Annotated in this window: 3 protein-coding genes; all 3 read right to left on the bottom strand. The window is 72.8% G+C overall.

The genetic code is table 11. From position 1 onward, the window contains the following. Positions 1-4,791 (bottom strand): type I polyketide synthase (locus tag JQX11_RS31780; RefSeq protein WP_204928613.1); only part of this gene is annotated, 4,791 nt, incomplete at its 3' end. 58 nt (positions 4,792-4,849) lie between these two features. Then, positions 4,850-7,975 carry a type I polyketide synthase gene (locus JQX11_RS31775; RefSeq protein ID WP_204928612.1) on the bottom strand — a complete coding sequence of 1,042 codons (3,126 nt, stop codon included), beginning with the start codon at positions 7,973-7,975 and terminating at the stop codon, positions 4,850-4,852. Positions 7,976-8,019: 44 nt separating this feature from the next. Beyond that, a partial coding sequence (locus JQX11_RS31770) for a type I polyketide synthase (protein ID WP_204928611.1) occupies positions 8,020-11,040 on the bottom strand: 3,021 nt, incomplete at its 5' end.

Here is an 11,040-nt window from a genome sequence, read left to right as displayed (position 1 = left end):
CACCCCAACACACTCCTCAAACCGCCCCCGAAAAACAGCATCACACCCCCACAACTCCCGACCCATACCCCACCACTGCGACCCCTGACCCGGAAACACAAACACCGTCCCACCCGACACCACACCACCCGACACCACACCCGAACAAACCGAAGACGAAACAGCCGAAGACGAAACAGCCGACGAAACCGACGACGACGAAACAAGCGACGAAGAAACAGCCGAGGAAACCGACGACGGAACATAATCCGAACCCGAACCCAACGCCGTCAAACCCGCCACCAACTCCGCCCGAGAATTACCCACCACCACCGCACGATGACCAAAAACCGCACGACCCGCCAACGTCCACGCCACATCCGACAACGACACCCCACCACCACCCACAAACCCCGCCAACCGCAACGCCTGCGCCCGCAGCGCTTCCACCGACCGCGCCGACAACACCAACGACACCGGACCATCCGGCTCACCATCCACCGACGGCTCCACAGTCAACTCCGGCTCGAACTCCGGCGCCGACTCCAACACCACATGCGCATTCGTCCCACTGATCCCGAACGACGACACCCCCGCCCGACGCGGCCCCACACCACCCCACGGCCGCGCCTCAGTCAGCAACTCCACCGCACCCGACGACCAATCCACATGCGACGTCGGCTCCACCACATGCAACGTCTTCGGCATCACCCCAGCACGCATCGCCAACACCATCTTGATCACACCAGCAACACCCGCCGCCGCCATCGTATGACCAATATTCGACTTCAACGAACCGAGATACAACGGACGCTCCACCGAATGCTCCCGACCATACGTCGCCAACAACGCCTGCGCCTCGATCGGATCACCCAACCGCGTCCCCGTACCATGCGCCTCCACCACATCCACATCACCCGCCGACAAACCACCACTCGCCAACGCCTGACGAATCACCCGCTCCTGCGACGGACCATGCGGCGCCGTCAAACCATTCGACGCACCATCCTGATTAACCGCCGAACCCCGCACCACCGCCAACACCCGATGACCAAGACGCCGCGCATCCGACAACCGCTCCAACACCACCACACCAACACCCTCACCCCACCCCGTACCATCCGCCGACGACGAAAACGCCTTACACCGACCATCAGCAGACAACCCACCCTGACGCGCAAACTCCACAAACATCCCCGGCGAACCCATCACCGCCACCCCACCCGCCACCGCCAACGACACCTCACCCGACCGCAACGCCCCCACCGCCTGATGCACCGCCACCAACGACGACGAACACGCCGTATCCACCGACACCGCCGGACCACCCAAACCCAACACATACGCCACCCGACCCGACACCACACTCCCCGCCGAACCCGTCAACACATACCCACCAACACCCTCCCCCGCCTCACACAACCGCGGCCCATACTCCAAACCCATCACCCCCAAAAACACCCCCACCCCCACACCACCAACACCACCCACAACACCACCCAAACCCGCACCCTCCAACGCCTCCCACACCACCTCCAACACCACCCGCTGCTGCGGATCCATCACCACAGCCTCACGCGGAGAAACACCAAAAAACTCCGCATCAAAAACCCCCGCACCCTCCAAAAACCCACCAAACCCCGGCACCCCACCACCCACCAAACCCTCCACATCCCACCCACGATCCACCGGCCACCCACCCACCACATCAACCCCACCCAACACCACATCCCACAAATCCCCCGGCGAACCCACCCCACCACCAAAACGACAACCCATCCCCACAATCGCCACCGCCTCACCCACACCCACACCCACAACACCCACACCCACCACCGAACCCGACACCAAACCCACCAACCGCTCCGCCACCAACACCGGACTCGGAAAGTCGTAGGCGAGCGAGGACGGCAGCGGCAGGGCGGTGTCGTCGGCCAGCCGGTCGCGCAGCTCCACGACGGTGAGTGACGAGAAGCCGAGTTCCTTGAAGGTCGTCGCCGGGTCCACGTCGGTGGCGTCCGGGTGGCCGAGAATGCCGGCGGCCCGCCGCCGGACCAGCTCCAGGGCGACGTCGAGGCGACGCTCCGCCGGCAGCTCCCGCAGCGCGTTCGCCCAGGCCCCGTCGCCGACGGGCTCCTCGACCACCGGTGCGTCGGCGTCCGTCCCGGGCCGTACGGTCGCCTCGACCGGGGTCGCTGCGGGCGCGTCGATCCAGAAGGGCCGGCGCTGGAACTCGTAGGTGGGCAGGGAGATCCGCCGCGCCCCGGGGAAGGACGTCGTCCAGTCGACCGGAGCGCCCACGACGTACGCGTGGCCGACGGCGTGCCGGAAGCGGTCGAGGCCCCCGTCGTCGCGGCGCAGGGTGGGCACCACGGACGCCGGCTGCCCGGTCGCGGCGAAGGTCTCCCGCAGGCCGACCGCCAGCACCGGGTGCGGGCTGCACTCGATGAACGTGGTGTACCCGTCGTCGAGCAACGCCCGGGCCGCCGGCTCGAACCGCACGGTCTGCCGTAGGTTGCGGTACCAGTAGGCGGCGTCCAGCCCGGCCGTGTCGACGGGCGTTCCGGTCACCGCCGAGTAGAAGGTGACCGGGGCGTCGGTGGGCGTGATCGGGGCGAGCTGGTCGAGTACGTCGTCGCGGATCGCCTCGACCTGCGGCGAGTGGGAGGCGTAGTCCACCGGGACGGCCCGGCACCGCACGCCCTGGGCGGTCAGTTCGGCGAGCACCTGCGGCAGCACGTCCAGCGCTCCGGACAGGACGGTCGAGTCGGGGCCGTTGATCGCACCGATCGCCACCTGGTCGCTCCACCGCTCCAGCACCGGCAGCAGCCGCTCGGCCGACAGCGCCACCGACGCCATCGCGCCGGTGCCGGCCAGGGCCCGGATCGCCCGACTGCGCAGGGCCACCACCCGGGCCGCGTCCGACAGGGTCAACGCGCCGGCCACGTACGCGGCGGCGATCTCACCCTGGGAGTGCCCCACCACCGCGTCGGGTTCCACGCCGTGCGCCCGCCACAGTGCCGCCAACGACACCATCACGGCGAACAGCACCGGCTGGATCACGTCGACCCGCGCCAACTGGTCGCCGCCCTCGCCGAGCAGGACGTCACGCAGGTCCCAGTCGGTGTACGCGGCCAGCGCGTCGGCACACTCGTCGAGGCGGTCGCGGAACACCGCGGAGTCGGCGTACAGGCCACGGGCCATCGCCTCCCACTGCGAACCCTGGCCGGGGAAGACGAAGACCACCCGGCCGGGGCGGGCGCGACCGACGACCAGGTCCGGCCGGTCGTCACCGGCGGCGAGCGCGTCGAGGGCGGCGAGCATGCCGGCGCGGTCACCGGCACGCACCGCCGCCCGGTGCCGCAACGCGGCGCGGGTCGACGCGAGCGAGTGGCCCAGGTCGGCGTCGGCGACGTCGACGCCGGTGGTGAGGAACCGCCGCAGCGTGGCCGCCTGGGCCCGCAGCGCGGCGGGGCTCTGGCCGGACAGCACCCAGGGCGCGGTGTACGCCTGCGCCGGCCGGTCGGCCCGGTCGGTGGTGGGCCGGGGTGCGCGCCCAACGACCAGGTGGGCGTTGGTGCCACCCATCCCGAACGAGGACAGGCCCGCCAGGGCGTCGCCGTCACCGGCGGCGTCGGCCGGCCACGCGCCGAGCGCGGACTGCACCCGCAGGTTCAGCGCGGCCAGGTCGATGCGCGGGTTGACGGTGCTGAAGTTCAGGCTCGCCGGGATCTGCCCGTGCCGGGCGCTCAACGCGAGCTTGAGCAGCCCGACCAGGCCGGCGGCGCCTTCGAGGTGTCCGACGTTGGTCTTGGCCGATCCGACGGCCAGCGGAGCGTCCGCCGGCCGGTGCACGCCGATCGTCGCGCCCAACGCGCCGGCCTCGACCGGGTCGCCGACGGGCGTGCCCGTGCCGTGCAGCTCGACGTAGCCGACGTGGGCCGGGTCGGTGCCCGCCTGCCGGTGCGCCCGCCGGATCACGTCGGCCTGCCCGTCGCCGTCGGGGACGGTCAGACCGGCGCCGCCACCGTCGTTGTTGACCGCCCCGCCGAGGATCACGCAGGAGATGTCGTCGCCGTCGGCCACCGCGTCGGCGAGCCGCTTGAGCACGACCAGGCCGCCGCCCTCACCGCGTACGTAGCCGTTGGCGCGGGCGTCGAAGACCCGGGCCATGCCGTCCGGGGAGAGGCCGCCGAACTCGCCGACCCGGGCGGTGCTGCCCGGTTCCAGGATCAGGTTCACGCCGCCGGCCAGGGCCAGCGAGACGGTCCCGGCGCGCAGGCTCTCGCATGCCTGGTGTACGGCGACCAGCGCCGACGACTGCCCCGAGTCGACGACCACGCTGGGCCCGGTCAGGCCGAGGGTGTACGAGATCCGGTTGGCCACGATGCTGCGGTGCAGCCCGGTGAGGGTGAACGCGGTGGCGGGCACCCGGCCGGCCAGTTGGGCGTAGTCGTCCTGGATGGCGCCGACGTACACCGCCGCGGGCCGCCCGGCGAGCTGGTCGGGTGCCAGCCGGGCGTCCTCGAGCGCCTCCCACGCCAACTCCAGCATCAGCCGCTGCTGCGGGTCCATCGCGATGGCCTCGCGCGGGGAGATGCCGAAGAACGCGGCGTCGAACCCGGCGACGTCGTCGAGGAAGCCGCCGGGTGGCGCGTCCGGCCCGCAGCGGTCGGCGGGCGCCGCGCCGACCGCGCTCGTTCCGCTGGCGAGCAGGGCCCAGAACGCGGCCGGGTTCGCCGCGCCGGGCAGGCGGCAGGACATGCCGACGACAGCGATCGCGTCCTCGGAAAAGTCACGGGTCTGCGGCATGACAACTGACCTCATTCTGCGTCGATCGCGGGCCATCGGAGGGGGCGGGGCGGAGGGGCTAGACGGTGATCAGGGTGTCGACGTAGTCGACGATCGCCTCGAACGTCGGGTGCTCGTAGACCAGCGCGGCGGGCAGGTCCACGCCGGTGGCGGCGGCGGCCCGGTTGCGCAGGTCGACCGCCATCAGCGAGGTGAACCCGAGTTCGAGCAGCGGGACGTCGGCGGCGACGTCGTCGGCCCGGTCGAGCCGCATCACCTCGGCGGCCAGCCCGCGCAACGCCATCAGCAACGTCGCCCGGCGTTCGGCGGGCGGGAGCCGCAGCAGCGTGACGGCCAGCGGCGGCTCCGTCTCGTCGCTGCCGTCGCCGAGCGAGTCCGGCGGCGTCGGCGCCCGGCGGGTGGCCACCATCGGCGCGACCGCGTCCAGCCAGTAGTGCTTGCGCTGGAACGCGTAGGTGGGCAGGTCGACGGTGGTCGGGGCGAGCCCCTCGGTGAGGACGTCCCAGTCGACGCCGCCGCCCCGGGAGTACCAGGTCGCGACCCCGGTCAGGAACGCCGTGGGCTCGTCCACGTCCCGACGCAGCAGCGGCAGCACGGCCGCACCGGTCGTGCCGGCGACGCCGAGGTTCTCGGTGACCACCGCGCTCAGCACGCTGTCCGGGCCGACTTCGAGATACTCGGTGACCTCGGCGGCGGCCAGCGACCGGACGGCGTCGGCGAAGCGGACCGGCCGGCGGGCGTGCGCCACCCAGTACCCAGGGTCCTCCAGTTCGCCGGGGCCGACCGGTCGGCCGGTGACGGTGGACACCAGGTCGACGGTCGGCGGCCGGTAGGTCAGGCCCGCTGCCACCCGCCGGAACTCGTCGAGCATCGGCTCCATCCGGGGGGAGTGGAAGGCGTGGCTGACCCGCAGTCGGCTGGTCCGCCGGCCCCGGGCCGACCAGGCCGCCTCGATCTCGGCGACCGCCGACTCGTCACCGGCGACCACGACGGAGGACGGCCCGTTCACGGCGGCGACGGCGACCTCGCCCGCCCGGTCCGCCAGCATCGGTGTCACCTCGGCCTCGGTGGCCTGCACCGCCACCATCGCGCCGCCGGCCGGCAGTTCCTGCATGAGCCGCCCGCGCGCGGTGACCAGGGTCGCCGCGTCGGCCAGGGTGAGCACTCCGGCGACGTGGACGGCGGCGAACTCGCCGACCGAGTGCCCGACGAGCCGGTGCGGCCGGATGCCGAACCGTTCGAGCAGCCGGTACAGCGCCACCTCCACGGCGAAGATGGCGGGTTGGGCGAACCGGGTCTGGTCGAGCAGCGCGGCGAGCTCGGTGCCGGCCGGGGCGAAGAGCACGTCGCGCAGCGCCACCGGCAGGTGCGCGTCGAGGGCCGCGCACGCCGCGTCGAGCGCCTCGGCGAAGGCCGGGAAGGCCGGGTACAGGTCGCGGCCCATGCCCGCGTGCTGCGACCCCTGACCCGAGAAGATCATGGCGAGGGTACGGGCCCCGGCCGGGGCGGGCCGGCCCCGGACCACCTGCGCCGACCCGGAGCCACCGGCCAGCCGTTCCAGGCCGGTGAGCAGCTCGGTCGGGTCGGTCCCGAGCACCACCGCGCGGTGGGCGAAGCGTGGGCGGCGGCTCAGCGTGTACGCCACGTCGGCCGGTCGCAGCGACCGCTGCCGCAGGTGACCGGCCAGCCGTCGCGCCTGGTCCCGCAGCGCCTTCGGCGAGTTCCCCGACAGCGGCCAGGCGACCGGCCGTGCGGAGGCCGGCACGGGTGTGTCCTGCGGTTCCACGACGGGTGCTGCTGGCGGTTCCTCCAGGATCAGGTGGGCGTTCGTGCCGCTGATCCCGAAGGAGGAGATGCCGACGCGGCGCACCCGCTCGGTGACCGGCCAGGGTACGGCGGCACGCAACAGGCGTACCGCGCCCGACGACCAGTCCACGTGGGGGGTCGGCGGGTCGGCGTGCAGGGACCGTGGCAGCACCCCGTTGCGCATCGCCTGCACCATCTTGATCAGACCGCCGACCCCGGCCGCGGCCTGGCTGTGCCCGATGTTGGACTTGAGCGAGCCCAGCCAGAGGGGGTGTTGCGCGTCCCGCCCGGTGCCGTACACGGCCTGCAGGGCGCGTACCTCGATCGGGTCGCCGAGGGTGGTGCCGGTGCCGTGCCCCTCCACCGCGTCGAGGTCGCCGGGGGTGAGCCGGGCGTCGGCGAGGGCGTTGAAGATCACCCGTTCCTGGGCGGGGCCGCTCGGGGCGGTGAGGCCGTTGCTGGCACCGTCCTGGTTGACCGCGCTGCCCCGGATCAGGCCGAGCACCGGATGTCCGTTGCGCAGCGCGTCGGAGTACCGCTCCAGCATGACCACCCCGACGCCCTCGGCCCAGCCGGCGCCGTCGGCCCCGGCGGAGAAGGACCGGCACCGGCCGCCGGGTGACAGGCCACGCTGCCGGGAGAACTCGATGAACACCCCCGGGGTCGCCATCACCGTGACGCCACCGGCCAGGGCCACCGAGCACTCGCCCCAGCGCAGCGACTGGCAGGCCAGGTGGATCGCCACCAGCGACGACGAGCAGGCGGTGTCGACGGTGATCGCCGGGCCCTCGAAGCCCAACGAGTAGGCGATCCGCCCGGAGGCGATGCTCGCGGCGCTGCCGTTGCCGACGTACCCCTCGAAGCCCTCCGGCGCCGGCATCAGCCGCGACCCGTAGTCGTTGTACATCACCCCGACGAACACGCCGGTGTCGCTGCCGCGCAGCGACCGGGGGTCGACGCCGGCCCGCTCGATCGACTGCCAGGCGTGTTCGAGCAGCAGACGCTGCTGGGGGTCGATGGACAGCGCCTCGCGGGGGGTGATGGCGAACAGTCCGGCGTCGAACTCGGCCGCGTCGTAGAGGAAACCACCCTCGCGGGCGTAGCTGGTGCCGACGGTGTCCGGGTCCGGGTCGTAGAGCCCGTCGAGGTCCCACCCCCGGTCGGTGGGGAACCCGGACACCGCGTCGACCTCACCGGCGACCAGTTCCCACAACTCGTCCGGGGTCTGCACCCCACCGGGGTACTGGCAGCTCATCCCGACGAGCGCGATCGGCTCGTGGCGGCTCTCCTCGAGGTCCCGGATGCGTTCCTGGGCATCGCGCAGCTCGATGGTCATCCGCTTGAGGTAGTTGAGGAGCTTCGCCTCGTCACCTGACATGCGCTGGACACCCGCTCTCGTTGGCTCCTGCGGCCGGTGGCCGCTCACTGCGGCACCGTGCCGAACTCCTGGTCGATCAGGTCGAAGATCTCGGCCACCGACGCGGACTCGATGAGCGCGTTGGCGTCGGTGCCGGTCTGCCGGTCCGTCGGGGCGGCCTTCCAGTCGGCGAGCATGCTCTCCAGCCGCGAGGCGACCAGCCGGCGCAGGCCACGGTCGGAGGAGGCCGCCGCCATGGCGGCGGACAGCCGGTCGAGTTCGGCGAGGACCGGCCCCTCGGCGTCGGCCGGCGCGGCGGTCTCCCGGATGAAGTCGGCGAGCGAGGTGGGCCGGGGGTGGTCGAAGACCATCGTGGCCGGCAGTTGCAGACCGGTCGCTGCGCTGAGCCGGTTGCGCAGCTCCACCGCGGACAGGGACTCGAAGCCGAGTTCCTTGAACGACAGGTCGTCGTCCACGCGCGCCACCCGGTCACCACCGAGGACGGCGACGACGTTCCTGCGCACCAGATCCAGCACGATCTTCTGCTGCTCACCGACCGGCAGCCCGGCGAGCCGGGTGACCAGCGGCTGCGACGGCTGCTGGCCACCGCCGGGACGGCGGGCCGTGCGGGCCAGCCCGTACAGCCGGGGCGGCACGTTGTCGGTCTCGGTGCGGGCGCTCAGGCCGGCGATGTCGAAGCGGGCGGTGACCAGCACCGCCGGTCCGGCCGCCAGCGCGTCGTCGAAGAGGGCGAGCCCCTCGTCGAGTGACAGCGGCAGCAGGCCGCCCCGGCTGACCCGGTCCAGCGCCGCCCGGTCGAGTTTCGCCGCCGCGCCGGCCCCGGTGCCGTCGGTGTCTCCCCACAGGCCCCAGACCAGGGAGGTGCCGACCAGGCCGGCGGCGCGGCGGTGTTCGGCGAGCGCGTCGAGGGCGACGTTCGCCGCCGCGTAGTTGCCCTGGCCGAGGTTGCCGAGTTGACCCGCCACCGAGGAGAACAGCACGAACGCGGCCAGGTCGGCGTCCGCGGTCAACTCGTGCAGGTGCAGCGCGGCCTGCGCCTTCGGCTGCCAGACGGCGTCGAGGCGTTGCGGGGTGAGGCTGGGCAGCACCCCGTCGTCGATGACGCCGGCGGCGTGCACGACCGCGGTGAGCGGATGGGCCGCCGGCACGGTGGCGAGCGCCGCGGCCACGGATTCCCGTTCCCCGACGTCACAGGCGACCAACCGGGCCGTCGCCCCCAGCGCGGTGAGGTCGGCGAGCAGTTCCTCGGCGCCCGGCGCGTCCGCGCCGCGCCGGCTCAGCAACAGCAGGTGCCGCACGCCGTACGTCGTGACCAGGTGCCGGGCGACGAGAGCGCCGAGCGCCCCGGTGGCCCCCGTGATCAGGACGGTGCCGTCCGGGTCGAGCCTCGGCGGTGTGGCGGGTTCCTCCGACCGGCGTACCACCATTCGGGGCACCAGACCGACGCCGTGCCGCAGCGCGATCTCCGGCTCGCCGGTGGCCAGCGCGCCGGGCAGGGCGGTGCCCGAGTCCGCGTCGACGTCGATGTGCACGACCGCGCCGGGGTTCTCCGCCCGTGCGGTGCGCAGCAGGCCGGCGACCGGTGCCACGGCCAGGTCGACGTCGGCGTCGCCGGGCAGCGGCAGCGCGCCGCTGGTGACCACGACGAGTTTCGACTGTGCCAGCTCACCGCAGGCGAGCCAGCCCTGCACCAGGTCGAGCACCCGTCGGGTGGGCAGCCCGGTGCCGGCCGGGTCGGGTCCGGCACCGGGTGCCGACCCGGTGCAGGAGACCAGCACGGTGGACGGGGCCGGCCGGCCGTCGGCGACCGCCGCCCGCAGCGACTCGATGTCCGGGTAGTCCACCGGGTCGACGCCCGGCAGCTCGCGCAGGTGGTGCCCGTCCGCGCCGACGAGGACCCGGTCCTGCGTGGGGTCCGCCACGGCGGGGATCTCGACCGGACTCCAGCGGATCTCGTGGAGCGGCAGCCGGTCGGTGCGCAGCGCGGCGAGCCGGGCCGGGTCGATCTCGCGGAGGGTCAGCGCGCGCACCGACCCGATCGGGACGCCGGTGTCGTCGGCCATGTCCATCCGGACGGTCTCGCCGCCGGAGGCGTCCCACCGCACCCGCAGCCGGGTGGGCGTCACGTCGGTGGCCGTCACCCCCTGCCAGGAGAACGGTATCCGCAGCGGCAACGGGCCGTCGGTGTCGGCGAGGGCGAGCGCGAGCAGGGGGTGCAGGGCCGCGTCGAGCAGCGCGGGGTGCAGCCGGTGGCCGGCGGGGTCGGTGCCCTCCGGCAGGGTGATCTCGGCATAGCAGTGCTCCGGGTCCCGCCACAGCCCGGTCAGGCCCCGGAAGGCGGTGCCGTAGCCGTAGCCGTGCTCGGCGAGCCGGTCGTACAGGCCGGTGAGGTCGACGGGCACGGCGTCGACCGGCGGCCAGTTGGCCGGGGTGGTGCCGGCGGGGTCGGCGACCGGGGTGAGCACACCGCTGGCGTGCAGGACCCAGTCCTGACCGGAGTCGGTGTCGGCCGACCGGCCGTGGATCGTCACCCGGCGTCGGCCGGTGTCGTCCGGGCCGGACGCGACGACCTGGAGGTCCACGACGCCCTGCGCGGGCAGCGCGAGCGGCGCGTGCAGGGTCAGGTCGTCGACCATGGCGAGTCCGGCGTGCGCGGCGCAGTGCAGGGCAAGGTCGACGAAGGCCGCGCCGGGCAGCAGGACGGTGCCGCCGACCAGGTGGTCGGTGAGCCACGGGTGGGTGGTGAGGGAGAAGCGGCCGGTGTAGAGGGTCCCGGCGTCGCCGGCCAGCTCGACCGCGGCACCGAGCATAGGGTGGCCGGCCTGGTCCAGCCCGGCGGCACTCAGGTCGCCGGTGTTGCGGGGTGCCTCCAACCAGTACCGCTCCCCCTGGAACGCATACGTCGGCACCTCCACCAACCGACCCGCACCCACCACCCCACGCCAATCCACCCCCACCCCCGACACAAACGCCTCACCCAACGACAACAACACCCGACCCACACCACCCTCACCCCGACGCAACGTCGGCACCACCACACCACCCGAACCCAACACCTCCAACGA

This window comes from Micromonospora humida, assembly GCF_016901255.1.
GTDB classification, from domain to species: domain Bacteria; phylum Actinomycetota; class Actinomycetes; order Mycobacteriales; family Micromonosporaceae; genus Micromonospora; species Micromonospora wenchangensis.
The sequence above is the reverse complement of the archived record's forward strand: the minus strand, read 5'-3'. Positions and strand labels throughout refer to the sequence as shown.

Excerpts from the sequence above, each read along its gene's own strand:
- JQX11_RS31775 (WP_204928612.1), bottom strand. The coding sequence starts at position 7,975 with ATGTCAGGTGACGAGGCGAAGCTCCTCAACTACCTCAAGCGGATGACC.